The organism is Bradyrhizobium sp. HKCCYLS1011, from assembly GCF_051167795.1.
Lineage (GTDB): Bacteria > Pseudomonadota > Alphaproteobacteria > Rhizobiales > Xanthobacteraceae > Bradyrhizobium.
Map to the genome: position 1 here is coordinate 311,383 of NZ_JBNPTT010000008.1, position 25,740 is coordinate 337,122.

A 25,740-nucleotide genomic window follows, 5' to 3' on the forward strand; every position below is an offset into this window, starting at 1 on the left:
CCATGCCCGGACAATGAAGATACGCCGGTTGCGACAGGCGTGGTAGCGCAAACAACGGGCGGATTCGGCCTGAAATGAGCCATATCGTGGCGCCTTTGCGGCTTTTTGGCCGCTAGCTCGCCGATCGTCCCGCCAGCTCCACACCGGCCTTGAGGTAAGACGATGCAGCATGCCTTCAGGTTCAACCGGCACTGCCCGGTCAGGCCGCGACGACGTGCTCCGCATGCTCCAAGGCAGTCAGGAGCTTGGCCTCCGCGACCGTCCGCACGCGCATCGGCTCGGTGCGGCCGCGGATCTCGACGTCCTGCTCCGGCACATCGTACGCCGTGAGGCCCGTCATCGCGCAGACGTCCTCGGAAATGATCGCCTCGCAGCCGAGGCTTTTCGTCATGTCCTGCAGCCTTGCCGCGACGTTGACCGCGTCACCGAGCGCAGTGAACACCATGTGGTCGCGGTAGCCGATCTCACCGACGATCACTTCGCCACCATGGATGCCGATGCCGAAGCGGATCGGTTCGCGCAGGTCGTGACTGAGGGAGGTGTTGAGCTCCTCGATATTGACCGCAATGCGTCCGGCTGCCTGGACCGCCTGGCGGCAGGCGGTCTGCTGATCGACGCTAAGCCCGAACAGCGCCAGCATGCCGTCGCCCACGAACTGGTTGGGCTGGCCGCCGCTTGAGGTGACGGCCTGCGACACGGCTCCCAGAAAACGATTGACGATGAACACCGTGTCGAACGGCAGCCGGCTCTCGGCAAGCTTGGTCGAACCGCGCATGTCGACGAACAGGCTGACGAGATAGCGTTCCTGCCCGATGCCTGCGGCCTGCGTGGCCGGCGCACCTGAGACCGGGCTCGGCAAAAACAATTGGAAAAACGAGACGTCGCTCACCGGGCGGAGCTGACAGGCGAGCCGGATCGAAGGATCCGTCGCGCCGACCTGGGCGAGCACGAACGCCTCGCGCGGCGACGGCGCCGGCAGATCGCTGCAATCACCGATCACGCGGATCCGGCAGGTCGAGCAGCGTGCGCGACCGCCGCAGACGCTGGCGTGCGGTACGTTGTAGCGCAGGCTCGCCTCGAGCACGCTAAGCCCCTTCGGCACACGCAAGCTGCGGCCGTTGTTATAGGACAGTGTGATGATCCCGCCGCGCCGCTCGTGCAGCGCGCGAACACCGCGCGCCAGCAGCACCGCGCCAAGCAGCCCGAGATAGAAAACGGCGAAGCCGTCGACGATATTGTCTAGCGCCGTCTGCTGCACCGGTGTTCCCAGGTGTCTTTCGGACAGATATTCGGCACGCCAATGCGGGTCGGCGGCCGCTGCCATCGCGTCGCGCCCGCCGCGATAGAAGCCGAGCAGCGCCAAAGTCGGGATCAGCACCGCGGAGGCCAACAGCCAGGGCGCAGCGCGCTTGTAGAACGGCTTCATGCGCAGCCACATATGGAGGCCGATGCAGCCGTGGGTCCAGGAGACCAGGAGCGTTGCAGACATCAGCCAGATCCGCCAGGCAGCGCCGGCCCAGTACGCATACAGCACCTGCGGATAGAGCTTCTCGAGACCGTAGAGCGTCTGGCTGATCCGGACGCCTGCGATGTGCGAGAAGATCAATGCGGGGATGCTCAGCCCGAGAACGAGTTGGAGCGGTTCCACGGTCTTCCAGCTGAACTCTCGGCGCTGGTAGAACGCGAAAATGCCGAGCCCGGCATGCACGATCGCGGCCGTATAAAGCGCAATGGCGACCGGCAGGAACTGCCAGAACAGGGTGTGATAGTACACGCCCTCGGCCAGCGCCTGCAGCGAGATGTTACCGAGCGCATGGTTGAGGAAATGGCTGATCAGATAGCTGAACAGTACCAGTCCGCAAGCGAGCCGGACCTGGCGCACGCCGATTCCACGAAAGAGCTGTCTGCGCGTGGGGTGAGCCGGGGTCTTCATGCGGTCCATGGCAGGGTGAACCACAATTCTAGATGTTTATTCCCGCCGCGAATAGGGCGTCCGAGACGTGATCATGCGACGCAAACGAGCCTGCGCGATCGTCGCCGATGCGGGACTCGCGCCCCAGGCCGCCAGCGTTGACTTGGCGGGAGGAGTCGGGGAAAAGCGCGCCGTGACCATGTCCTCCCCCAAATCCGCAAACCTGATGTCCGGCAGCCCGGCGCGCCGGCCAATGCTGATCGCGGCTGTCGTGATTGCAGTCATGACCGTGATCCGTATCGTCTACGCCGGTGCGCTCGACCTGCGCACCGACGAGGCCTACTACTGGACCTGGTCGAAGGAGCTGCCGCAGCTCTGCTTCCTCGATCACCCGCCGGTCATCGCCTGGTTCATCCGGCTGGGGACGGCAATCTTCGGCGACACCAATTTCGGCGTCCGCTTCGCTGGTATCCTGGCAATGGCCGCGAGCCAATTGCTGCTCGCCGACATCGTCCGCCGCGTCACGCACAATGCGCGCGCGGTCGTGCTTGCGGTGCTGCTGCCGGAAGCTGCGCTCTATTACGGCCTGTTGATGGCCAAGGTCGCGCCCGACATCGCCGCGATCCCGTTTGCGCTCGCGATGATCTGGGCGTTGGTGCGGCTGGTCGAAACCAAGGATGGCCGATGGTGGCTTGCCGCGGGCCTGTTCGGCGGTCTTGCGCTGCTGTCGAAATTCACCGTCGTGCTGCTGCTGCCGGCTGTCGCGGCCTTTCTCCTGGTCCCGGATTGGCGCGGCCGCTGGCTCGCGAGTCCGTATCCATGGATCGCAGCGCTGATTGCACTTGCCGTGTTCTCGCCGGTCCTGATCTGGAACGCGCAGCACGACTGGGCCTCGGTCAAATTCCAGCTTGTGCGCGCCACCGCGCCGCATGATGTCTCTCTGCGCACGGTGGGCGATTATATCGGCCTGCAGTTTGGGCTGGTCGGTTTCGTTTTGCTGCCGGTGACGCTGTCCGCGCTGATCCTCACCGCATGGCGCGGCTATCGCAGGCGCGAGCCGGTTGCGATCCTGCTGTCGACCGCGGTCCTGGTCCCATTCCTGTACTTCCTCTGGAAGTCGCTGACCTTGCGGATCGGCGACACCTGGCCGATGTTCATGTGGCCGATCGGCTTTGCGACTGTGGCCATCAACATCGTCGTGCTGCCGCGCGAGGCCTGGCCGGCGTGGATGATCCGCTCCACGGTTTATTGGGCGCGGACCGCGATCGTGACCGGCGTCGCGATGGTCGTGCTGATCTTTCTCTACTACACGGTGGCGCCGTGGAATCTGATCGGCAGGGCCGATCCGATCGGCGGCGAAGCCGGCTATGAGCAGGTGGTGGCGCGCGCGGAAGCGGAATTGAAAACGACCGGCGCGAGCTGGATCGCGACCACGGACTACCGTACCTATGCGATGCTGCGCTGGTTCTTCAACGGCCGCGTGCCGGTGGTTCAGATCAATGAGCGCGCCCGCTTTCAAGGCTTTCGCGATCCCGGCATGAACCAGATTGCGGGACATACTGGACTCTATGTCGGGCGCGAGCCGGACAATACCGGGGCGATCTGGGCCGAGACCACCGCAAAGCGAGAGCCGCTCGAGCGGGTGCAGCGGACGTGGCGCGGCGTGGTCATGGATACCTATGCGCTGGAGAAGTTGACCGGCTGGACGCCCGAGCTGGCGCCGCCGCCGGACTCGCTGTTCTATCAATGGCGCTGGCTCGCCGGCGAGTTTGATCACGTCGCAAGCGGCTGAGCATCATTCCTCCTCCTCGCGCTTGCGCAGCAGATCCTTGGCGAGATCGGCGAGCACTGGGCGCGGCAGGGAGGTGAAGGGCAGGGGGCGGGTGACGTCGATCGCGGCTAGGCCGAGCCGCGCGGTCAAGAGTCCGTTGAGCACGCCTTCGCCGAGCCGCTGCGACAGTTTGGCTGCGATGCCGTGGCCGAGCACCTGCTGGATCAGGCTGTCGCTTGCGGCCATGCCGCCGGTGATGGCGAGATGGGCGATGACATGGCGTAACAGGCTGATCATGCCGAGCGCGCCGGGCCGGCCGCCATAGAGCCGCGCCAACTGCCGGATCATCCGCAGCGAGGCGACGAATACGAACAGCACGTCGATGAGCGCGCGCGGCGACACGGCCGTGACCACCGAGACCCGCTGCGCCGCCACCGAGACCAGCCGGCGCGCTTCGGCATCGAGCGGGGTCATCAGCTCGCGTTCGGCGAGCTTGATCATATCGGCGCCATCGATGATCTCGTCAGTGTGGCTGGTCAGCGCGGCGCGGGCGCGGGCGAGCCGCGGGTTCTGATGGGCGATCCTCAGGAGATCAGTGACGACGGCGCGGCTCTCGGCGCGATCGTCCGACAGCAGCACCTCGCTGGCGCGCCGGTGCAGTCGCTCGATGGTCGCAAGCCGGGCCAAGCCATAGATCTCGCGCGCGATCACCGCGGCCAATGCGACCGCGGCTGCAGCCGCAAGCGCGGCGCCGAGATAGCCAAGCCCTTCGCTGCGGGCGAACAGATCCTCGATCAGATGGGTGACGCTCAGTCCCAAGCCCAAGAGCACGAGACCGGCGACCGAGGTCCAGAACAGGGCGCCCCAGCGGAAGCCGCGTCGCTCCAGGACCGGCACATCGAGCGCAACAGGCAATTGGACCGGCTCGATTTCGGGCGTGATCTGCACGGTGCCACGTGCCGGCCGCCCGGAGTCATCACTGTCGACCACGACGACACCGGGATCGTCGAGCCGGAAGGTTGCGGGGCGGCGCTGCTTGGATCGCTCGCTCATAGCAGTCGGTCTCCGATCAGGAACTGAAGTGCACGGTCGAGGCGGATATGGGGAAGCGTCGGTTCGCCGCCATTGCTTTCGAGCAGCGGCGGCCGGAAACGCAGAAAACGGAAATCGGTGGCTTCGGCCGCATTGCTGGAGAGCCCGCGGAACGCTTCTGCCCCGTTGAACAGCGCCGCGGCGTCGTCAGGCAGGTCGCCGGGAAAGGTCGCAACCTCGGTGTTGCCGTCGAAGATTTCGCCATTGGCGCTCTCGCCAGCCGCCGGCACGCCGAGCAGCGAGGGCAGCTTGTCGCGGCCCCGCGCAACCATGGCCTCGCGCGTGGCCCTGACCGCGGCGAGCGCAACGACGTCGATCATGGCCCCGGTGCTCTCGGCGTGGGCGACCGCCTGATCGACGGCACGCCGCAGCACCGCTTCCAGCCGGTCGTGGCTGGTGTGATGCAGATGGTCGGCCTTGGTCGCAGCGAACAGGATGCGATCGATGCGCGGCCGGAACAGCGCCGAGAGCAGCGTGCTGCGTCCGACGCGGAAGCAGGTGAGAATTCCGGACAACGCGGCTTCCAGATCATGCAGCGCCTCGGGCCCGGCATTGAATGCGGCCAGCGCGTCAACCAGCACAATCTGCCGGTCGAGGCGCGCGAAGTGATCGCGAAAGAACGGCCTGACGACGATGTCCTTATAGGCCTCGTAACGGCGGCGCATCATGGCCCAGAGCGAGCCGTCCTTGGCGCTGCCCTCCGCAGGCAGATCGAGCGGCGCGAAGGTGAGGGCGGGAGAGCCCGCGAGATTGCCGGGCATCAGGAAACGGCCGGGCGGCAGCAGGCTCATCGCAAAACGTTCGTCGCGGCAGGCGCGCAGATAGTCGGTGAACAATTGCGCAGCCCTGAGCGTCACCTGCTCGTCCGCAGGTGCCTCGGCCGAGAGCATGCCGAGGTGGGCGTGCCAGTCCCGGGCCAGATGCGCGCGCGGCGCCTCCCGCGACAAAGCGACGCTCTCGCGGGCCCATTGCTCGTAGCTCTTGTCGAGCAGCGGCAGGTCGAGCAGCCACTCGCCGGGATAATCGACGATATCGAGCGTCAGCGTCCGCTCGGCGCCGTTCGGGCGCTGGTAGTCGATGACCAGCCTGAGCTCGCTGATGTCGACCGTCGAGCTCGGCCAGCGCCGCTCCTCGACCAGGGCGCGCACGTGGGTCTCATAGGCAAACCGCGGCACGCCATCGTCGGGCTGCGGCGAAAGCTGCGCCCGGGCGATGCGGCCGGACGCGAACGCCTCGAACACCGGAAAACGACCGCCCCGGATCAGCCCGTGGATCAGCGCGGTGATGAACACCGTCTTGCCGGCCCGTGATAATCCGGTGACGCCGAGCCGGACCGTCGGGTTGAACAGGCTCTCGCCATAGTCACGCAATGCACGGGCCGACAGCCGCGCTTCCTCGACGATTCCGGACAAACTGGCGGCCATGCGGGAGACGTAAATCTGTGGTTAAAAACCGTGTGAACGACTTGTGAAAAGTGGCGATTTGAACGGCCAATTCAAGCTCACATTTCCGGCGCGTTTCCGGGTAAGACGGGGGTTGAACGGATCGTTGACCATCTGGCACTCATATAGTTGTCACAACCGAAGACTTGCGACGGGTTCCGTATGTCCGTGTTCAAACTGAAGCAGTTCGCCTCGACCTCCGTGCACGCCGCCACCGGCGCGATCCGGTGGAATTACGACAAGGTCGAACTGATTGCCGACGGCGTGGTGCACGCAATCGGCGTCAGCAGCGGCCTGGTCGCCGCGACCGTCCTGGTCGTGCTGACGGCGATCTACGCGCGTGCGCTCGATATCGTCGTGGTGTCGGTCTATGTCGCGGGCCTGTTGTCGATGCTGGTGCTGTCGGCGACCTATAATCTGTGGCCGGTGTCGCCGACCAAATGGGTGCTGCGCCGCTTCGACCATTCGGCGATCTATGTGCTGATCGCCGCGACCTACACGCCGTTTATCGCCGCAATGCAAAATGGCGTGCTCGCGATCGCGATGCTTGTCGGTGTCTGGGGTGTGGCGATCTTCGGCATCGTCCTGAAGCTGCGCTGGCCGGGGCGATTCGATGCGCTGGCCGTCGGGCTCTATCTCGCCCTCGGCTGGAGCGGGGCCATGATGTATGATCAGGTGATCGGCATCCTGCCCAAGACCGTGCTCGGCTGCGTGCTCGCGGGCGGTATCCTCTACAGCCTCGGCGTCATCTTCCACTCCTGGCGGCGCTTGCGCTTCCAGAACGTGATCTGGCATTGTTTTGTGCTGCTCGGCGCCGGCTGCCACTATACCGCGGTGCTCGATCTGGTTCTGACATAACACAGCGCAAACAGGAGCGAGACATGCAGGTGACCGGCAAAAACGTGGTGGTCACCGGCGGGGCCCGCGGGATCGGCAAGGCGCTGTGCGAGGCCTTTGCCCGCGCAGGTGCGGCCAAAGTGGTGGTGGCCGATCTCGACGGAGCTGCTGCGCGCGTTGTGGCCGCGGGCATCAACGGCGCTGCCTTCAAATGCGACGTCGCGCAGGAGAAGGATATACTTCATGTGATCGACGAGACCGAGCGCCAGTTCGGGCCGATCTCGCTGTTTTGCTCCAATGCCGGCATCGGCGGCGGCTTCGATCCGCTTTCGGTCAATGTCGGCGGCAGCTCCGACGAGCCGTGGATGCGGAGCTGGGCGATCCATGTGATGGCCCATGTCTACGCTGCCCGTCATCTGGTCCCGCGCTACAAAGCGCGCGGCGGCGGCTATTTCCTCAACACGATCTCGGCGGCGGGCCTGCTCTCGCAGGTCGGCAGCGCGCCTTATTCGACCACCAAGCACGCCGCGGTGGGCTTCGCCGAAAATCTCGCGATCTCGCACAAGGCCGATAATATCAAGGTCTCGATCCTGTGTCCGCAGGGCGTCGACACCGACATGCTGCGCTCGATCCCGAAGGGCCCGCAATCCGGCGACGGCGACCTGTCGCCCGAGCAGGTTGCACAGGACGTGCTGAAGGGCATCGAGGCCGAGACATTCCTGATCCTGCCGCATCCGCAGGTGCTGAACTATATGCGCAACAAGACCGAGAACTACGACCGCTGGATCGCCGGCATGGCCAAGATCCAGGCCAAGATGCGGGAGGAGTTTTCGAAGTAGGCGGGATGTCACGATCTTCTTCGCTGTCGTCCCCCGGCTTGACCGGGGGACCCAGTATTCAGAGACGGTCGCTTTTGACCGAGGCGCCGCGGCGTACTGGATGCCCCGCTTGCGCGGGGCATGACATCGAGAGCTGGGCCTCCCCGCAATTACGCCAAAGAGTCCATCTCCTCCTCCGCCGTGCGCCACGCCTTCAGCGCGCGCGCATAGAGCAGCAGGCCTTCGCGGACGGTGCGCCGTTCCCGCTCCGATAGCGGCGCCAGTGCGCCTGCGACCTGATGGCGGCCGAACGCATGCAGCGCGGCCAGCGTGCGGCGGCCCTTTGCGGTCAGGGATAGCGGCTTGATCCGTGCGTCGTCCGGGTCGACGGCCTCATTCAACTCGCCGCTCTCGATCAGCTTGCGAACCATGCGGCTGACGCTGGATTTCTCCAGATGCAGGATCTCGCCGAGCTGCATCGCCGTCAGCGGGCCGCGGATGCCGATCTCCAGGATGGTGTGGACCGCCGAGGGCGGGTAGTCGGTGGCGGCGACGGTGGCCTCCATGAAGCCAAGTTCGCGCACCATCAGCCGCGAGGCGGCGCGGATATCGTCGATCTGGTCGAGATCTAGTTCGTTCATCTTGACTCCCCCGCATATAGTTGTATCATACAACTATATGCGAACGCAACGAGGCGTTTGCCTTGCATCCGGAGGGCTGCGCATGAACGACGTCGTGCACGCGAATGAGCCGCGAGGCTCGTCGGGCAACCGGATGCAAGGGCAGGTCTGCCTCGTCACCGGCGGCGGCACCGGGATCGGGCGCGCCACCGCGCTGAAGATGGCCGCCGAAGGCGCCGAGGCCGTGCTGATCGCGGGGCGACGTGAGGCCGAGCTGGAAGCGACCGCGGCGCAATGCCGAAGTATCGGTTCGGATGCGGTCGTCCTGCGCATCGACGTGACGCGCCCGGACGAGGTCGAGCATCTGGTGCAGACCGCGCTCGACCGCTATGGCCGGCTCGATGTCGCCTTCAACAATGCGGGCTACCAGGAGCGCCGGGCACCGCTCGAGCAGCAGGACGTTGCGGTCTACGATTCGGTGTTCGACACCAACGTGCGCTCGCTGTTCCTCTGTCTGCGCGTGCAAATGGCTGCGATGTTTGCACGGGGACAGGGACGCATCGTTATTAACGCCTCCGTCAGCGGCGTGCGCAACCCGAATATCGGTCTATCGCTCTATTCCGCGTCCAAGGCCGCGGTGATTTCGCTGACGCGCTCAGCCGCGATGGAAGCGGCGCCGCGCGGCGTCAGAATCAACGCGATCGCGCCCGGCCGCGTCGTCACCGACATGATGCTGCGCGCCGGCGTCGGCGACGTCGCAACGGTTGCCGCAGGCCTGCCACTGCGCCGGACGGGCGAGCCGGAGGACATCGCCGAGGCCGTGGTCTGGCTGGCGTCGGACGCATCGTCCTACGTGGTCGGCCATGTGCTGGCGGCGGATGGCGGATTTCTGGCGTCGTAGTTCGGCAACGGACGGCAAACATTCGTTGTTTCGACCACGGCGGTGCACCCTCTCCTTGTGGGAGAGGGTGCCTGAGATGCGCAGCATCGAAGGCGGGTGAGGGGTCTCTATCCGCTCGTACGGGTGCGGAGAAGACCCCTCACCCGGTTTCTCACTCGGCGGACGATGCTGTCGCATCGCCGCGCGTTCGAAACCGCCCTCTCCCACACAGGGGGAGAGGGTGCAGCGTGCTGCGGACCAAGCTTCGTGCAACAGGGCAGGACCAAACTTCAATGCTTCTGCGCGTAGAGCAGCGGCACGGCGGAATCGACCATCACCTCGAGCAGGCTGGCGCCATGATGCGACAGGCTGCGCGACAACGCCGACGGCAGCTCGGATGATCTGGTCACGCGCACGGCATCGCAGCCCATGCCCTCGGCGAGCTTGACAAAGTCGAGCCCGGGCAGATCGAGGCCCGGCACGTTGCGCACCTGCATGACCTGGCTGAACGAGCGCATCGCGCCGTAGCCCGCATTGTTGATGATAACGACGGTGAGCGGCAGCTTGCGCTGGGCGGCGGTCCACAGCGCCTGGATCGAATACATCGCGGAGCCATCGCCGATCAGGCAGACGGTGCGCCGCTGTGGCTGTCCCAGCGCCATGCCCACCGATGCCGGCAGGCTGTAGCCCAGGCCGCCGCTCGCCATCGTGTAGAAACTGTCCTGGCCTCGCATCGGCATGAATTTCTGCATTGCCGGCCGATGAGAGGGCGCCTCCTCGACCAGGGCGGCATCATCAGGCATCGCGTTGGAAAGCGTATGCAGCAGATAGTCGACCGGGATCGGGTCTCCCGCCTTCGGCGCATCCGGCCGGACGCGGCCCTCTGGTGCGGCGCGCTTCACCTCGGGAAGCAGCTCCAGCAAGGTCGTGAGTGCCGGCGTCATGGTGGCGATGATGCTGGTGCCGATCGGCGTCATGGATGCGGCGTCAGGGTCGTCGGTGATCTGGTAGATCGTGGTCGCGCCGTCGAAGATCGATGCATGGCCCTCGACATGGAAGGTGAAGATCGGTGCGCCGATCACGACGACCAGGTCATGCGGCTTCAGCGCGTCCGACAGCTGACCCGGGGAGGCATGCAGGAAGCCCTGGAATTGCGGATGCCGTTCGGGAAACGAGCAGCGCGCCGAGAACGGGCTGACCCACACCGCCGCCTTGGTCTTCTCCGCGACCTTGACCATCAGCTCGACGCAGCAGGCGCGATCGACGCTGGGGCCAACCACCAGCGCCGGATGCTTCGCCGCAGCCAGCGCGGCCGCGAGCTCCTGCATCGCCTGGCGGTCGGGGCCGAGCTCACGGCTGAGCTTGCGGGCTGTGATCACGCTAGGCGCGGGATGCGTCCAGTCGTCGATCGGCACCGAGACGAAGGTCGGCCCGCAGGGTGGCTGCATGGCGACGTAGTAGGCGCGGGCGATCGCGGCCGGGACATCTTCGGCCCGCGCCGGCTCGACGCTGTATTTCACGTAAGGTCGCGGGAACTCGCTGGCTCGCTCGGCGAACAGAAACGGCTGCAGCGGCAGGATCGAACGCGCCTGCTGGCCCGCGGTGATCACGAGCGGGGTCTGGTTGCGATAGGCGTTGTAGATGTTGCCGAGCGCGTTGCCGACGCCGGCGGCCGAATGCAAATTGACGAAGCCGGCATTGCGCTTGGCCTGTGCATAGCCATCGGCCATGCCGACCGCGCTCGCCTCCTGCAGCGCCAGCACATAATCGATATCATCGGGCCAGTCGCTCAGGAATGGCAGCTCGGTCGAGCCGGGATTGCCGAACACCTTGTCGATACCGAAGGCGCGGAGCAGGTCGAGCGTGGCCTGCTTGACGGTGACGGACTTTGTTCTGGGTGACTTGCCGGACAAGGGGATTCCTCGGGGTATGAAATTTTATCGTCGTGTATTCTGCATATCCTTTGTCGTCATTCCGGGGCGATGCGAAACATCGAACCAGGAATCTCGAGATTCCGGGCCCGGTCCTTCGGACCGTCCCGGAATGACGTGGACTGGTTGATCAGCAGCGTCGCCCGGAAGGACGTGCCAATCTCACCACGTCGCCGTGCCCTTCATGGTCGGCTGCCGCTCTGCATTCGCGGTCCACACCTCGAGATCGTTGCCGAGCGCGTTGGCATTGACCGAGAATTCGGTCCCTTCGAACAAGGGCTGCACGCCGCGATAGCTGAATGTCTTCGGCACCTTGCCTTTCAGCTTGGCCGCGAACTCGACCAGCAGCGCCGCCTGCAGGGGACCATGGAAGATCAGCCCCGGATAGCCTTCGACCTTGGTGACGTAGTCGCGATCGTAATGGATGCGGTGGCCGTTGAAGGTCAGCGCGGAATAGCGGAACAGCAGCACGGGATCGGAGATGTGGGTTTCGCGATGTTCTGCCACCGGCGGAGGCGGTGCTTTGGCGGGTGCGGCCTGCGCGCCGCCCAGCTCGCGATAGACGATGTCGTGGCGCTCGCGGATCGCGGGGCCCCGTGGGGTCGTGATGGTATGCTCCACCGAGACGAAGCAGAGCTGCCCAGTCGAGCCGCTCTTCAGTGCGACGTCGGAAATGCGCGAGATCCGCGTGGCAAGATCGCCGACGCGCAGCGGATCGATGAATTGGAGCTGACCGCCGGCCCACATCCGCCGCGGCAGCGGCACCGGCGGCAGGAAGCCGCCGCGCGTCGGATGACCGTCAGGCCCGAGCTGGGCTTGCGGAAACACCGGCTGCGCGAGGCACCAATGCACGGTGTAGGGCGCGATCTCGCCGGTCACGGGCTCGCCGATCTCCTGGAACAGCGTCGCGCGCAGGCCCTTGGTGAGCTGCGCGGTGACGATGTCGGAGGCCTCGGCGGTGCGGCCGATCCATTGTCTGAGATGATCGAGATCGAGCTGGCCGGTCATCACGACCTCCGTTTGTGCGACAACGACGCGCTTTCACCGACGGCGGGCACCGCGCCATAGTGGCGTTCATCGCCGACCACGATCGCGGCCGGTGCAGGGTAGGTGACGACGCCGTTGGGTGTGTCGACCTCGATCCGGCGCAGATGCGGATGAACCGCGAGATCGGCCATGCTGTTCACCTCGGCGAAGGCGATGTCGGCGGCCGTCAGCCTGGCGAGCAGCTCATCGCGGGTCATGGCATTGAAGCAGTCGGCGACGATCTTGTCGGTCTCGGCGCGGTTGCGCACCCGCTCGACCATGTTGGCAAAGCGTGGATCGTCCGGCAGCTCCGGTCGTGCCAGCACCTTGGCACAGAGTGTCTTCCACTCGCGCTCGCTCTGGATCGAGATCAGGATGTCCTTGCCGTCCTGCGAGGTGAAGACGCCGTAAGGCGCGATCGAGGGATGGGCGAGGCCGATCCGCTTGGGCGGATTGCCGGCCTCCGAGTTGAGCAGCGGCACCGTGAGCCAGTCAGCCATCACGTCGAACATCGAGATCCGGATATCCGCGCCCTGGCCGCTGCGCCCGCGGCCGATCAGCGCCTCCAGAATTGCTGCATGCGCGGTGGCGCCGGTCGCGATGTCGACGATCGACAGCCCCACGCGCGACGGACCGTCGGGACCGCCGGTGATCGAGGCGAGCCCGCTCTCGGCCTGGATCAGGAGATCATAGGCCTTGCGATCGGCATAGGGCCCGGTGTCGCCATAGCCTGAGATGGTGCAGCAGATCAGCTTCGGATAATCCCGGCGCAGCCGCTCGCGCGCGAAGCCGAGCCGGTCCATCGAGCCCGGCTTGAGGTTCTGCAACAGCACGTCGGCGCCCGCGATCAGCTTCTCCAGCTCGGCGCGGCCGTGCTCCGTAGCGAGATCGACCACGACCGAATCCTTGCCGCGGTTGAGCCAGACGAAATAGCTGCTCTGGCCCTTGGCCGCGGCGTCATAGCCGCGGGCGAAATCGCCTTCGGGTCGTTCGATCTTGATGACGTGCGCGCCGGCGTCCGCCAGGCGCGACGAGCAGAACGGCGCGGCGACCGCCTGTTCGACGGCGATGACGGTGATCCCTTCAAGCGGCAGCATGATCGTATCTCAATAAGAACGCGGCATGCCGAGCACGTGCTCGGCGACATAGGACAGGATCAAATTGGTCGAGATCGGCGCCACCTGATACAGCCGGGTCTCGCGGAACTTGCGCTCGACATCATATTCTTCGGCGAAACCGAAGCCGCCATGGGTCTGGATGCAGGCGTTCGCCGCCTCGAACGAGGCATCGGCCGCCAGCATCTTGGCCATGTTGGCCTCGGCGCCGCAATCGAGCCCGGCCTCGTATTTGCGCGTGGCCTCCTTCACCATCAGCTCGGCCGCGCGCATCGACGCATAGGCCTTGGCGATCGGAAACTGGATGCCTTGATTCTGGCCGATCGGCCGGCCGAACACCACGCGCTCCTTGGCGTAGTTGGTGGCCTTGGTGATGAACCATTTGGCGTCGCCGACGCATTCGGCCGCGATCAGGATGCGCTCGGCATTCATGCCGGAGAGGATGTAACGAAAGCCCTTGCCTTCCTCGCCGATCAGGTTCTCGGCGGGCACCCGCATGTCCGTGAAGAACACTTCCGTGGTGGAGTGGTTCATCATGGTTCTGATCGGACGGATCGCCAGCCCCGCCTGCTTCGCCTCGCGCATGTCGACGATGAACACCGACAGACCATCGGTGCGCTTCTGCGCCTGGTCCTTCGGCGTGGTGCGCGCGAGCAGGATCATCAGGTCGGAATATTCGGCGCGGCTGGTCCAGATCTTCTGGCCATTGACGATGTAGCTGTCGCCGTCGCGCTTCGCAAAGGTCTTGAGCGACGACGTATCGGTGCCGGAGGTCGGTTCGGTCACGCCGAAGGCCTGTAAGCGCAATTCGCCGCTCGCGACCTTCGGCAGCCATTTGGCCTTCTGCGCGGCGCTGCCGTGACGCAGCAAGGTGCCCATCGTGTACATCTGAGCATGGCAGCCGCCGCCGTTGCAGCCCGCACGCTGGATCTCTTCCAGGATCGCAGCCGCCGCGGAGAGCTTCAACCCGGCGCCACCATATTCCTCGGGGATCAGCACCGAGAGGTAGCCGGCCTCCGTCAGCGCATCGACGAAGGCGGACGGGTAGGCCATCTCGCGGTCGAGCTTGCGCCAATACTCGCCGGGAAACTGCGCGCAGAGCTTTGCCACGGCGTCGCGGATGTCGGCGTAATCGTCCTGCTCGTGTTGTTCTTGTGTCATTCGATTCTCCGCGAGCGTTGAAGAGTTGTGAAACTCCCGCGGTCTCCCTATGCTGAATTGTTATAGCCTATGAACCTGCATTCCAAGATTGGCAAGCATGGATTTCCGCCAGCTCAAGACGTTCAGTAGCGTGGCCGAACTCGGCAGCCTGTCCAAGGCTTCCGACCGGCTGCGGATTGCGCAGCCGGCGCTGAGCCGCCAGATCAAGCTGCTGGAGCACGAGCTGCGCGCGGAGCTGTTCACGCGCAATGGCCGCGGCATGGTGCTGACCGAGGCCGGCAAGCTGCTGCTTGCGCGCACCGCCGGTATCGTGCGGCAGCTCGACCAGATCCGCGATGACATCCAATCGCAGGCAGGCAGCCCGTCGGGCCGCGTCGTGCTCGGTCTGGTTCCGACCGTGAGCTACGTGTTGTCGGCGCGGCTCGCCCGCCGCACCGTCGAGCGCTATCCCGGCATCTCGCTCTGCATCGTCGAGAGCTATAGCGGCCACCTCACCGAATGGCTGCATCGTGGCGAGATGGATCTTGCGGTGGTCTATGGCCCGTCCGCCGACCTGCACTTGTCGATGCAGGTGCTCGGTCGCGACAGCATGGTCGCCGTAGGCCCGCGCGGTTCGGGACTCAAGCGCAAGAAGCGCGTGGAGATGGACTGGCTGTTGCGCCAGAAGCTGGTGCTGCCCAGTCATTCGCACGGGCTCCGTGCGCTGATCGAGCATGCCGCGGCGAAGCGCAAGACGCGGCTCGACGTGCAGATCGAGGCGGATTCCTTCCGCGTGCTGACGAGCATCGTCGAGTCGGGGCTCGGCTTCACGTTGCTGCCGCCGTCGTCTTTGCGCGAGCAGGTCGCAGATGGTCGGCTCGAGACCGCTGCGATCGCCGGCCAAGGGCCGATGCGCGAATTGCTGGTGGCGGCGCCCATCGACCATCCCGGCTCTACGGCGACCGCCGCCATCGCCGCGCTGGTGCGCAGCGAGACCAAGGCGTGCCGTGACGAAGGATTGTGGGACATCAAGCTCGGTTGAGACGGGTTGAGGATCAAGAGAGCGGACGATCTGCTGCGGCAGTGAAAGTTCGCCCTCTCCCGCAAGGGGAGAGGGTGCAGCGAGTTCATGGAAGCAGCATTCTGGAATCATATTTGTTAGTGTTAGTTCACCGGCAGACCGAGATGTTGGCGGAAGCGGTTCTTCAGGAAGACGCCGTCGCGCGGCGGCAATGCGCGATCGACGTGATTGGTCGAAATCCCGATGCGGGCGAAATGCGGACCGTTGAGGTCGTGCAGCTTGGGGCGGAAGGCATCGAGCGCGGCGCGGTCGTTGATCTCGGTGACGGAGGGAAAGCCCGCACCGGAAGCGATCAGCTCGAGCCGCGCGCCCAGGCCCGAATGGCTTCTCTGCATGCCCGTCTCACCGAAATGCGCGTTGTCCAGCACGACAATCGACAGGTTCTTTGGCTTCTTGGCGCCGATCGTGGCGAGGCCGCCGAGCCCCATCAGCTGCTCGCCATCACCGGTGATGATGGCGACCGGGCGCCTGGGCTGAGCAAGGGCAAGGCCGAGGCCGACCATTGCGGCACCGCCCATCGCGCCCCAGAGATAGAAGTTGGCATCGTGATCGCCGGCATCGAACACATCATAGGACGACGAGCCGAGGCCGGTGACGACCAGCAGGTCACCGCGATCCGCGAGGATCGTTTTCACTGCGTCGCGGCGATCGAGTAAGCCGGCCATCACTTGGTCTCCATCCATTTCTTGCGGCCGATCATGCGTTGCGAGATCAAGATCGCGATCGGCTGATCGCTGTCGTAGGCGAGGGTCGCCGCGGCCGCGGCGATCTCGCCAGCGTCCTCCGGCCGCTCCAGCCGAAACACGGTCACGCCCATGATCTCGAACGCCGCTGGCGTCGCCTTGCCCATCGGCACTTGCCATGGATTGAACTCGGCCCATTCGCCGCGCATGGTCACGAAGGTGAGGAATGGGAAGCGGCAGCTTGCGAGCAGCGAGAGCATGTTGACGCAATTGCCGACGCCGCTCGACTGCATCAACAGCACCGCGCGCTGGCCGCCGAGCCAGGCGCCAGCGGAGAGCGCCACGCCTTCCTCCTCGGTGGTCAGCACGGTGGTCTGGATCGCGCTGTCGCCATGGGCAAGCTGGATCAGGCGGGAATGGCCGGCGTCCGGCACGTAGCAAATCTGCGCGACATCGGCGGCTTTCAGGGCATTGTAGATGTCGAGCGGCCAGTCGGGACCATTGTTGTTCGGAGCGGTGTCGGCCATGGCATCCTGCGGTCGGGTCACGCCGGACGGCGTGCATCGACAGCTTTAGCCAAAAAGCCGCCCCGCATCCCTACGCATCTGGTTCACCCTGCTATGCCGCTATTATATGGGCGCCGCGCGCATCAGCGCAGCTCGGCCGGCAGATCGAGCGCACGCATGGTGGCGGTTGCGAACGCGCAGAGCCGCTCGGATGTCTCGTTCTTCGAGAACACCTCGACCGCAGCGACGCCGATCGAGCCGGACACCTGAAAGACCTTGGCGCGTGTGATCAGCTCGGTCCCGTCGGCTGGGCTGAGGAAATTCACCTTTAGCTCGACGGGAACCCCCGATCCGTCCTTTCGGCAGCGCCGAAGTCACCGCAGCCCCGGCCGCCTGGTCGGCAAGGGCGGTGATGACACCGCGGTGAAAATGACCGAAGAACTGTAGGAGATCGTCGCGCCGGGCGAGCGCAAGCTCGGCGTTGCCCGGTTCGACCGAAACGATGCGGAAGCCGGCCGCGGCCGCGAAGTACTGGCGTTCACGATCCTTGCGAGATCATCCAGCCCGGGCATGGCCGCTGATCTCACCCCGGAATGCGCACCGGCAGCGTCTCGTAGCCGCGGACGAAGCTGGAATAGACCCGCTTCGGCTCGCCGACCACTTCGATACGCTCGAAGCGCTTCAGGATCTCCTCCCAGACGATGCGCAGCTGCAGCTCGGCGAGCCGCATGCCGACGCAGCGATGGATACCGAAGCCGAACGACAGATGAATGCGCGGCCGCTTACGGTCGATGATGAAGGCATCGGGATTCTCGATCACCTCCTCGTCGCGATTGCCGGAGACGTACCACATCACGACGCGGTCGCCTTTCTTGATCCTCTGGCCGCCAAGCTCGGTATCGACCAAAGCGGTGCGGCGCATATGCGCCAGCGGCGTTTGCCAGCGGATCACCTCCGGCACCATGGTCTCGATCAGCGCCGGATTGTCGCGCAGCTTCTGGTATTCGCCCGGGTTCTCATTCAGCGCCAGCACCGAGGCCGTCATGGTGTTGCGGGTGGTGTCGTTGCCGCCGACGATCAAGAGGATCAGATTGCCCATCAGATTGTCGGGCGTCATGTGGCGCGTCGCTTCGCTATGCGCCATCATCGAGATGAGGTCGTTGCGCGGCTCGGTCTTGGCGCGCTCCTTCCACAGCCTGCCGAAATAAGCCGCGCATTCCTCCAGCTCGCGCCGCCGTTCCTCCTCGGACGAGACGATGCCGCTCTTGGGCAGCGCGGTCGAGACATCGGACCAGCGCGTCAGCTTGCGCCGCTCCTCGAATGGAAAATCGAACAAGGTCGCCAGCATCTGGGTGGTCAGCTCGATCGAGACCTTCTCGACCCAGTTGAAGGTCTCGTTGCGGGGCAAAGAGTCCAGCACGCGTGCCGACCGCTGCCGGATCAGCACGGCAAGCTCGTCGAGATGGTCCGGCGTGAACATCGGCGATACGGTCTTGCGCTGCTCGCCGTGCCGGGGCTCGTCCATGGCAATGAAGCTCGGCCATTCGTAGCCGGGCGCGACATCGCGGATCATGATCCCACCATGGCTGACGTCGGAGGAGAAGATCGCGTGGTTGGTGTCGACATGCATGATGTCGTGATAGCGAGTTACCGACCAGTAGGGCTCGATCGGCGCCTTGGTGCAGTAATGCACCGGCGCCTCCTTGCGCAATCGCTCGAACCAGGGCCACAGCGTGTCGTTCTGGAACAGCTTGGGCGCGCCCGGATGAAAATCTTCGAGCGGCGTGGAATAGGCATCGAGCCGCGCCTGCTGCAGCAGCTCGGCCTGTTCGGGACGGATCGCGGTCTGCACGTTCATCGTGATCATCTTTCCTATTCGCTGCGCCGAGCGCGTCCACAATTCAGACGCGGCTATGTTTCTCCGCTGTCATCGTCCGCCACCGGGTCTTGCCTTCGGCGAGTCCGACGACAGGCTCCAGCGGACGATCCAGTACGCCGAGACGCCGCTATTCTAGCAACCAAGGCTCTCGAATACTGGATGCCCCGCCTGCGCGGGGCATAACGATCTCGATGGTGAGACGACTTACGTCGCGATCCGCACCGGCAACGTCTCATAACCCTTGACGAAGCTGGAATAGACCCGTTTCGGCTCCTCCATCACCTCGATATGATCGAAGCGTTTCAGGATCTCCTCCCAGATGATCTTGAGCTGAAGCTCGGCCAGCCGCAAGCCCACGCAGCGGTGGATGCCGAAGCCGAACGACAGATGCTGGCGCGGCCGGACGCGGTCGATGATGAAATCATAGGGGCGCTCGATCGCGTCCTCGTCGCGGTTGCCGGAGACATACCACATCACGACCTTGTCGCCTTTGCGGATGGTCTTGCCGCGGAACTCGATATCCTCCAGCGCGGTCCGGCGCATGTGCGCCAGCGGCGTCTGCCAGCGGATCACTTCGGGGACGAAACTGTCGATCAGCGCCGGGTTGTCCTTGAGCTTGCGGTACTGGTCGGGATTCTGGTTCAGCGCATAAATGCTGCCCGACATCGTATTACGGGTAGTGTCGTTGCCACCCACGATCAAGAGGACCAGATTGCCGAGGAAGTTCTTCGGGTCCATGTCGCGCGTGGCCTCGCTATGGGCCATCATCGACAACAGGTCGCTCCTCGGCGGAGCATTGATGCGCTCGTTCCACAGACGGGAGAAGTAGCGCGCGCAATCCATCAGTTCCGCCTGCCGTTCGTCCTCGCTCGCGACCAGCCCGCCGGGACCGGGAATCGTGGTCGCGATATCCGACCAGCGGGTCAGCTTGCGGCGATCTTCCCATGGAAAATCGAACAGCACCGCGAGCATCTGCGTTGTCAATTCGATCGAAACCTTGTCGACCCAGTCGAACACCTCGCCACGCGGCAGGTTGTCGAGGCACTCGGCCGAGCGCTTGCGGATATTGACGGCCAGCTCATCAAGGTGGGTCGGCGTGAACATCGGCGCCACGGTCTTGCGTTGGGCGGCATGACGCGGCGGGTCCATCGCGATGAAGCTTTCGCGGCGCAGGTCTGGCGCGACGTCCCGGATGGTGATGCCACCAAGCGCGACCGCCGAGGAGAACATCGCGTGGTTGGTCTCGATCTCCATGATGTCGTTATATCTGGTCACCGACCAATAGGGCCCGAACATCGAGTCCTTGCAGTAATGCACCGGGTCTTCGCGGCGCAGCCGGTCGAAATAGGGCCAGTGCGTATCGGTGCGAAACAGCTCCGGATGGCCGGGATCGAACTGGTCGAGCGGCAAGGATCGTGCGCGTTCGCGCGCAGCATCGTGCCGATCTGCGGCGCGGTCGATGGTGCCGTGCATGGCCGTCTCCCTCGTGGCTGCACCGGTCGGTTACACCCGCCGGGCAGTTTGCTGGGATTACATCCCGCTTGGCGTGTGGGAGCAAGAGCGACTTTCAGGGAAAGGTCGAAGACGGCCGGCGTTCACCATGGTAGCCGTCATCTGGGCCGCTTTCCGATCGTGACAAGGCACGGATCAGGGAATATGGCTACAGCCGTAACACAACAGGACTGCCGGGAGGCCGCTGACATGATCCCGAACACGCGCGCCATGTTCAATTTCGACCTCGGTGAGACCGCGGATGCGATTCGCGACACCGTGTGCAATTTTTCGCAGAACGAAATCGCACCACGCGCCGCCGAGATCGACCGCTCCAACCAGTTTCCGCGCGATCTCTGGCCCAAGATCGGCGCGCTCGGCCTGCACGGCATCACGGTCGAGGAGGAGTATGGCGGCAGTGGCCTTGGCTATCTCGAGCATTGCATCGCGATGGAGGAGATCTCGCGCGCCTCGGCTGCCGTCGGCCTGTCCTACGGCGCCCATTCCAACCTCTGCATCAACCAGATCCGCCGTAACGGCAACGAGGCGCAGAAGCGCAAATATCTGCCCAAGCTGATCTCGGGCGACCATGTCGGATCGCTGGCGATGTCGGAGCCGCAGGCCGGCTCGGACGTGGTCTCGATGAAGACGCGCGCCGACAAAAAGGGCGACCGTTTCGTCCTCAACGGCAGCAAGATGTGGATCACCAACGGCCCGGTTGCTGAGACGCTGGTGATCTATGCCAAGACCGATCCGGGCAGCGGCCCGCGCGGCATCACCGCCTTCATCGTCGAGAAGGGCATGAAGGGTTTCTCGACGGCACAGAAGCTCGACAAGCTCGGCATGCGCGGCTCTGACACCTGCGAGCTGGTGTTCGAGGATTGCGAGGTACCGGAGGAGAACGTGCTGGGTGCGGTCGGCCGCGGCGTCAACGTGCTGATGAGCGGACTCGATTATGAGCGCGCCGTGCTCGCCGCAGGTCCGCTCGGCATCATGCAGGCCTGCATGGACGTGGTGCTGCCTTACGTGCACGAGCGCAAGCAGTTCGACCAGCCGATCGGCACCTTCCAGCTGGTGCAAGGCAAGGTCGCCGACATGTACACGACGATGAACGCCTCACGCGCCTATGTCTATGCAGTGGCGAAGGCCTGCGACCGCGGCGAGACCACGCGCGAGGATGCGGCCGGCGCGATCCTCTATGCCGCGGAGAAGGCGACGCAATGCGCGCTGGATGCGATCCAGCTCCTGGGCGGCAATGGCTATATCAATGACTACCCGGCCGGGCGGCTGCTCCGCGACGCCAAGCTCTACGAGATCGGGGCCGGCACCAGTGAGATTCGCCGCATGCTGATCGGACGGGAATTGTTCGAGAAAACCGCCTGACGACGCCAAAAACGGTCTCAAAACGGGCTCGGCGGTCGAACCTCGGCGTCGTCGCGGCGACAAACGACAGGGGTATAGCCGTATTGTTCGTTTTTCCGTGCGTTGTCGGAGGGCCGTGTTGTGAATCAAATGAATTTCATTCCGCAGCCACCCCCGCCGCTGCCTGCAGTCCCCGTCACCTTTGACGGCGAGCGCGGCGAGTTCTTTCGGCTGATCGGCCGTGGGGCCCTGCTCGAGCTTGTCACGCTCGGCTTCTATCGTTTTTGGCTTGCCACCGATATTCGCCGCCATCTCTGGGTGAACACCGCCGTCGATGGCGATGCCGCCGAATATACCGGCCGCGGCAAGGAGCTTCTGATCGGCTTCTTGTTTGCAATGGCAATTCTGGTGCCGATCTATCTCGCTTATTTCATCGTCAGCGTCGAAGCGGAGCGCTTCAAGGGCTTCGCCAGCGTGCCGCTGGTGATCGGCTTCTATGCCTTTGGCCAGTTTGCGATCTATCGGGCGCGGCGCTATCGCCTGACACGGACGGTCTGGCGCGGCGTACGCTTCTGGATGGACGGTTCGGGCTGGGCCTATGCCGGACGCGCGATGCTCTGGGCCTTGTTGTTGGTGCTCACTTTGGGGCTCGCCTTCCCGTGGCGTGAAGCCGCGCTCGAACGCTACAAGATGCAGCATTCGCATTATGGCAACCTGCAGGGCGATTTCGAAGCCAGCCCGTGGGAGCTGTTCAAGCAGATCTGGTGGCTTTGGCTCGCCATTCCAGTTTGTCTGGTGCTCTTTCCGCTTCTCCCGTTCATCTATGGATACTTCAAGGCTGTGGAGTGGCGCTGGTGGCTGTCGGGCCTCCGCTTCGGCGGCGTGCGGCTGCAATCGCGCTTGCGCCCGGGCGCGCTTTACGGGCTCTATTGGAAGGTGATCGGCTGGTTCGTGCTGCTATGGGCCGTCACTTTCGCCTATTTTGGCGGAGTGGTCGTCGTGGCTGCGAAGTTCGGCGGCGTGTCAATGGCGGGCCCAAAGGCCGCACAGGCACTCGCCAACAACATCCCGCTGCTGATCATGCTGGTGCTTGGCTATATTGCGGTGATTCTGGCAATCAATGTCGTGATGCGGATGTATCTGCTACGGGACGTGTGGGCGAGAGTGCTGGCCTCCGTTGAGCTGCACGGCATCGAGGCGGTCGCGAACATCTCGGCCAAAGGCGATCTCGCCAGCGCGCTGGGCGAGGGCTTTGCCGACGGTCTCGACGTCGCCGGATTTTGATCCGTGCGCACGCTGAGCATGGGCGATCGCGATATGGATGACACGGAGCAGGATCAGTCTCCGCAGGCCGCAGGCGGGCAGGCGATCTATTTCGATGGGCTGTCGAACCGACGGCAGGCGGTCACTGTCGTCCTTTCCAACCAGCTCGTGCTGCGCAGCGCCGACAATTTCGTGTCCTGGCCGTACCCGGATATCCGGCGCGTCGATGCGCCCAGCGGCACGCTGCGTGTGAGCTGCCTCTCTGCATCGCCATTGGCCCGCCTGGAGATCAGGGATTCCGCGTTTGCTGCCGAACTGGTGGCACGATGCGACCGGATCGACGAGAACAGGCTCACGCACGGCGCGGTCGCACGCATCATCGGCTGGTCGCTTGCGGCCGCCGTATCCATCATCGTGATGGTCCTGTTCGTCGTACCCTTTGCCGCGGATCGGCTCACGCCGTTGGTGCCGCCCGCGATGGAGCGGCATCTCGGCGAAGCTGCCGTGGTGCAACTGCAGGCCGTGTTCGGCAACAAGACCTGTGACGGTGCCGGCGGGCAGGCCGCGTTCGCCAAGTTGGTCGAGGCGCTGCGTGTTCCGGCCGGGCTCGATGGGAGCGTGGGAGCCCAGGTTCTGGACACCCCGATTCCGAATGCCTTTGCGCTGCCCGGTGGTCGCTTCTTCCTCCTGAGCGGCCTGCTTGCCAAGGCAAACGATCCCGATGAGATTGCCGGCGTGCTCGCGCACGAGCTCGGGCATCTCAAACATCGCGACAATCTGCGGCAGGTGATTCACAATGGCGGCAGTTCCTTCCTGATCGGGCTGTTGTTCGGCGATATTACCGGCGCGGGAGCCGCGATCTTCGCCTCACGCACGATCGTCACCGCCTCCTATTCGCGCGAGGCCGAGCATGACGCCGACAGCTTTGCGATCGAGGTGATGCACAAGCTGGGACGGCCGACCGCGCCGATGGGCGAATTGATGTTCCGCGTCACCGGCAAGGAAGGCGACAAGCAACTGTCGATCTTGGCGAGCCATCCCTTGACCGAAGACCGGCTGGAGCGCATGCGCGCCGAAGACCAGCCGCCGAGCGGCCCGCCGCTGCTGACGGCGGAGGAGTGGCGCGCGCTGAAGGGAATTTGCAAGTAGCAAGCGGCTGGCTTTGTCGCGAAGCGCGCATGCGCTGCCAGGCATCCAGTGGTGTCCCTGCGAAAGCTGGGACCCATAACCACTGTGCTCAATTGCTTGGCGCGGTTTGGCAGCCTGCTCGATGGCGGCGCCGCGGCGTATGGGTCCCGGCGCAAGGCCGGGACGACAGCGGAGTTTGTGGCTAAAGCAGTCATTCATCTGAAGGACGTGGGCCGTTTCGGCATCCAGCGAGCGCCGCAACGACGAGCGCAATGCGTTCGGCTCGTGCGCTCGGCCTGATCCGTCCTGAACGTTCCAGTTCGGCGAGCCCGTGAAGGGCTGCCCAAAACGTCTCGGTGGCTACGGCTACATCGGCGCAAAACGGCGCGACGACGGCTGCAAGTGCTTCGAAGGCGGCCCGGAGCTCGGGGCGGGTTTCAGCTTTCGCAAATCGCAAATTCGTCGGGAGCACAAACATGGCCTCGTAAAGGGCAGGACGCCGGAGCGCAAAGTCGAGATAGGCCATGGCGACATTCTTGACGGCGTTTCGTCGTTCGCTCGACCGGCTTGCGGCTTTCTGAAGCGCTGTTGTGATGTCCTTGAAACCTTCGGCGGCGACCGCCGCAACGATGGCATCCCTGTTCTCGAAATGTGAATAGAGCACCGGCTGGCTATATTCGATCTCGTCGGCCAGACGACGGACCGTAACCGCATCCCATCCTTCGCGCTCCGCGATCTCGCGCGCTGCCGCGACAATGCGGGCCTCTCGCTCAGCCCGGTCCCTGCCTTTCCGCTCGGCGATACCCAATCTTCGATCTCCAGCTCAAATCGACCATCCGGCGGTGATTATACAGCCGCTTGACAATCTAGCAATGCTAGATTATCTCATAATCTAGCGACGCTAGATTTTGTTCTAGCGATAGAAAAGGAGATGAAATATGAATGGGATGGGCGGCTTAATGCACGGGCTCGCGCAGGGGACGGCCTTCGTCCTGGCGTTCGCCATCATCGCGATCGGCACGCAATATATCGCTGTCCCGAGGACCGCGACTCGCAGTTTCGGCCTGCCGCTTCCGGAAGACGGCACCAACATCGCTTGGTGGCTGCGCTTGAAGGGGGTGCGCGACATTGTTGCGGGCTTGGTCGTGCTGGCGTTCGCGGCCTGGGGCGTCTCCAAGGATGTCGGCCTCGTCCTGCTCGTTGAAGCCATCATCCCCACTGGCGACATGCTTGTCATTCTCGGGGCGAAAGGCTCCAGCAAAAGTGCCTTCGGCATTCATGGCGTGACGGCGCTGCTCATGGTCTTGGCGTCCCTGCCGCTGCTGACGGGAGGGCACTGAGATGGTCCATGTTCTTGCGATCTGGCTGCTCGTTGCCGCCTTGTTTGGCGCAGGAGTCGTCAATGCAGTCGGCACGTCCGCGACGCAGAGCAGTTTCGCCCGTTGGGGCTACCCGAACTGGTGGGGCCGTTTGACCGGTGGACTGGAGATCATGAGCGCGGCTCTGATCGCGCTTCCTGCCAGCCGCAGTCTTGGCCTGGCGCTTGGCGCGGTGATCATTGTGGCAGCGGTCTTCACCGTTCTACGCCACCGCGAATTTGGACACCTTGTGCCGCTCAGCATCTTTGCCGCCTTGATAGCGCTCGCAGAGACCTTGGCTTGAGAGGGGCGGCATCGCCCCTCAGGCTTGATCTCGGCTGCTCTGCTGAGGCGTCAGAACGTCGGACATTCTGCCTACCGTGAACCTCGGCATCCCAAGTTATG

23 protein-coding genes and 1 pseudogene are annotated in these 25,740 nt (G+C 64.4%); 10 read left to right on the forward strand and 14 right to left on the reverse strand.

The features are described from left to right. Nucleotides 1-199: 199 nt before the first annotated feature. The gene (locus ACQR1W_RS27245) at nucleotides 200-1,942 is read right to left on the reverse strand and encodes an adenylate/guanylate cyclase domain-containing protein (protein WP_434853694.1); all 1,743 of its coding nucleotides are present in this window, start codon (nucleotides 1,940-1,942) and stop codon (nucleotides 200-202) included. A 223-nt stretch (nucleotides 1,943-2,165) separates the two neighbouring features. Between ACQR1W_RS27245 and ACQR1W_RS27250 the strand changes: the two genes are divergently transcribed. After that, on the forward strand, nucleotides 2,166-3,704 hold the full coding sequence (locus ACQR1W_RS27250; protein ID WP_434853740.1) for a glycosyltransferase family 39 protein: 1,539 nt from the start codon (nucleotides 2,166-2,168) through the stop codon (nucleotides 3,702-3,704). Nucleotides 3,705-3,707: 3 nt separating this feature from the next. On the opposite strand, the gene ACQR1W_RS27255 is transcribed toward ACQR1W_RS27250, so the two are convergent. Together ACQR1W_RS27255 and ACQR1W_RS27260 are read right to left on the reverse strand one after the other, a co-directional pair. After that, complete coding sequence (locus ACQR1W_RS27255) at nucleotides 3,708-4,736, reverse strand: YcjF family protein (RefSeq protein ID WP_434853695.1); 1,029 nt, start codon at nucleotides 4,734-4,736, stop codon at nucleotides 3,708-3,710. Continuing rightward, the gene (locus ACQR1W_RS27260) at nucleotides 4,733-6,199 is read right to left on the reverse strand and encodes a YcjX family protein (protein WP_434853696.1); all 1,467 of its coding nucleotides are present in this window, start codon (nucleotides 6,197-6,199) and stop codon (nucleotides 4,733-4,735) included. Before ACQR1W_RS27260 ends, ACQR1W_RS27255 begins: the two co-directional genes overlap by 4 nt. Before the next feature lie 180 nt (nucleotides 6,200-6,379). On the opposite strand from ACQR1W_RS27260, the gene trhA reads away from it, so the two are divergent. Beyond that, nucleotides 6,380-7,075, forward strand: a complete 696-nt coding sequence (trhA, locus tag ACQR1W_RS27265) for a PAQR family membrane homeostasis protein TrhA (RefSeq protein ID WP_434853697.1) — start codon at nucleotides 6,380-6,382, stop codon at nucleotides 7,073-7,075. A gap of 23 nt (nucleotides 7,076-7,098) precedes the next feature. Continuing rightward, entirely contained in the window at nucleotides 7,099-7,893 is a 795-nt protein-coding gene (locus ACQR1W_RS27270) for an SDR family oxidoreductase (RefSeq protein ID WP_434853698.1), read from the forward strand. Nucleotides 7,894-8,042: 149 nt separating this feature from the next. On the opposite strand, the gene ACQR1W_RS27275 is transcribed toward ACQR1W_RS27270, so the two are convergent. Next, on the reverse strand, nucleotides 8,043-8,513 hold the full coding sequence (locus tag ACQR1W_RS27275) for a MarR family winged helix-turn-helix transcriptional regulator (RefSeq protein WP_434853699.1): 471 nt from the start codon (nucleotides 8,511-8,513) through the stop codon (nucleotides 8,043-8,045). 82 nt (nucleotides 8,514-8,595) lie between these two features. Between ACQR1W_RS27275 and ACQR1W_RS27280 the strand changes: the two genes are divergently transcribed. Then, nucleotides 8,596-9,393: an SDR family NAD(P)-dependent oxidoreductase gene (locus ACQR1W_RS27280; RefSeq protein ID WP_434853700.1), complete on the forward strand. Its 798-nt coding sequence runs from the start codon at nucleotides 8,596-8,598 to the stop codon at nucleotides 9,391-9,393. A gap of 269 nt (nucleotides 9,394-9,662) precedes the next feature. On the opposite strand, the gene mdlC is transcribed toward ACQR1W_RS27280, so the two are convergent. The 4 genes from mdlC to ACQR1W_RS27300 all read right to left on the reverse strand — a co-directional run bounded on the left by mdlC (nucleotide 9,663) and on the right by ACQR1W_RS27300 (nucleotide 14,605). Then, entirely contained in the window at nucleotides 9,663-11,285 is a 1,623-nt protein-coding gene (gene mdlC / locus ACQR1W_RS27285) for a benzoylformate decarboxylase (protein WP_434853701.1), read from the reverse strand. A gap of 180 nt (nucleotides 11,286-11,465) precedes the next feature. Beyond that, nucleotides 11,466-12,311, reverse strand: coding sequence for an FAS1-like dehydratase domain-containing protein (locus ACQR1W_RS27290; RefSeq protein WP_434853702.1), 846 nt, complete (start codon nucleotides 12,309-12,311; stop codon nucleotides 11,466-11,468). Then, on the reverse strand, nucleotides 12,311-13,426 hold the full coding sequence (locus tag ACQR1W_RS27295) for a CaiB/BaiF CoA transferase family protein (RefSeq protein ID WP_434853703.1): 1,116 nt from the start codon (nucleotides 13,424-13,426) through the stop codon (nucleotides 12,311-12,313). Before ACQR1W_RS27295 ends, ACQR1W_RS27290 begins: the two co-directional genes overlap by 1 nt. 9 nt (nucleotides 13,427-13,435) lie before the next feature. Continuing rightward, the gene (locus ACQR1W_RS27300; protein ID WP_434853704.1) at nucleotides 13,436-14,605 is read right to left on the reverse strand and encodes an acyl-CoA dehydrogenase family protein; all 1,170 of its coding nucleotides are present in this window, start codon (nucleotides 14,603-14,605) and stop codon (nucleotides 13,436-13,438) included. Nucleotides 14,606-14,702: 97 nt separating this feature from the next. Between ACQR1W_RS27300 and ACQR1W_RS27305 the strand changes: the two genes are divergently transcribed. Continuing rightward, a complete protein-coding gene (locus ACQR1W_RS27305; protein WP_434853705.1) occupies nucleotides 14,703-15,626 on the forward strand; it encodes a LysR substrate-binding domain-containing protein in 924 nt (307 codons plus the stop codon). Nucleotides 15,627-15,748: 122 nt separating this feature from the next. Here ACQR1W_RS27305 and ACQR1W_RS27310 read toward each other — a convergent pair whose 3' ends face one another. The 5 genes and pseudogenes from ACQR1W_RS27310 to ACQR1W_RS27330 all read right to left on the reverse strand — a co-directional run bounded on the left by ACQR1W_RS27310 (nucleotide 15,749) and on the right by ACQR1W_RS27330 (nucleotide 20,206). Next, nucleotides 15,749-16,330: a thiamine pyrophosphate-dependent enzyme gene (locus tag ACQR1W_RS27310; protein ID WP_434853706.1), complete on the reverse strand. Its 582-nt coding sequence runs from the start codon at nucleotides 16,328-16,330 to the stop codon at nucleotides 15,749-15,751. Continuing rightward, the gene (locus ACQR1W_RS27315; protein ID WP_434853707.1) at nucleotides 16,330-16,875 is read right to left on the reverse strand and encodes a phosphonopyruvate decarboxylase; all 546 of its coding nucleotides are present in this window, start codon (nucleotides 16,873-16,875) and stop codon (nucleotides 16,330-16,332) included. Before ACQR1W_RS27315 ends, ACQR1W_RS27310 begins: the two co-directional genes overlap by 1 nt. A 122-nt stretch (nucleotides 16,876-16,997) precedes the next feature. Then, nucleotides 16,998-17,210: pseudogene (locus ACQR1W_RS27320) on the reverse strand (PaaI family thioesterase); the annotation flags it as partial. Nucleotides 17,211-17,437: 227 nt separating this feature from the next. Further along, nucleotides 17,438-18,712, reverse strand: a complete 1,275-nt coding sequence (locus tag ACQR1W_RS27325) for a cytochrome P450 (protein WP_434853741.1) — start codon at nucleotides 18,710-18,712, stop codon at nucleotides 17,438-17,440. A gap of 225 nt (nucleotides 18,713-18,937) precedes the next feature. After that, nucleotides 18,938-20,206 (reverse strand): cytochrome P450, encoded by a 1,269-nt coding sequence (locus ACQR1W_RS27330; protein WP_434853708.1) that lies wholly within the window; start codon nucleotides 20,204-20,206, stop codon nucleotides 18,938-18,940. A 228-nt stretch (nucleotides 20,207-20,434) separates the two neighbouring features. On the opposite strand from ACQR1W_RS27330, the gene ACQR1W_RS27335 reads away from it, so the two are divergent. The 3 genes from ACQR1W_RS27335 (at nucleotide 20,435) to ACQR1W_RS27345 (ending at nucleotide 23,998) form a co-directional block, all read left to right on the forward strand. Beyond that, nucleotides 20,435-21,607: an isovaleryl-CoA dehydrogenase gene (locus ACQR1W_RS27335; RefSeq protein WP_434853709.1), complete on the forward strand. Its 1,173-nt coding sequence runs from the start codon at nucleotides 20,435-20,437 to the stop codon at nucleotides 21,605-21,607. A 129-nt stretch (nucleotides 21,608-21,736) separates the two neighbouring features. Continuing rightward, complete coding sequence (locus tag ACQR1W_RS27340) at nucleotides 21,737-22,870, forward strand: DUF898 family protein (protein ID WP_008968516.1); 1,134 nt, start codon at nucleotides 21,737-21,739, stop codon at nucleotides 22,868-22,870. Nucleotides 22,871-22,903: 33 nt separating this feature from the next. Continuing rightward, nucleotides 22,904-23,998 (forward strand): M48 family metallopeptidase, encoded by a 1,095-nt coding sequence (locus tag ACQR1W_RS27345; RefSeq protein WP_434853742.1) that lies wholly within the window; start codon nucleotides 22,904-22,906, stop codon nucleotides 23,996-23,998. 190 nt (nucleotides 23,999-24,188) lie between these two features. On the opposite strand, the gene ACQR1W_RS27350 is transcribed toward ACQR1W_RS27345, so the two are convergent. After that, nucleotides 24,189-24,785 carry a TetR/AcrR family transcriptional regulator gene (locus ACQR1W_RS27350; RefSeq protein ID WP_434853710.1) on the reverse strand — a complete coding sequence of 199 codons (597 nt, stop codon included), beginning with the start codon at nucleotides 24,783-24,785 and terminating at the stop codon, nucleotides 24,189-24,191. Between the two features lie 151 nt (nucleotides 24,786-24,936). On the opposite strand from ACQR1W_RS27350, the gene ACQR1W_RS27355 reads away from it, so the two are divergent. Then, complete coding sequence (locus tag ACQR1W_RS27355; protein WP_434853743.1) at nucleotides 24,937-25,317, forward strand: DUF4267 domain-containing protein; 381 nt, start codon at nucleotides 24,937-24,939, stop codon at nucleotides 25,315-25,317. Between the two features lies 1 nt (nucleotide 25,318). Next, nucleotides 25,319-25,639, forward strand: a complete 321-nt coding sequence (locus ACQR1W_RS27360; RefSeq protein WP_434853711.1) for a DoxX family protein — start codon at nucleotides 25,319-25,321, stop codon at nucleotides 25,637-25,639. Nucleotides 25,640-25,740 lie beyond the last annotated feature (101 nt).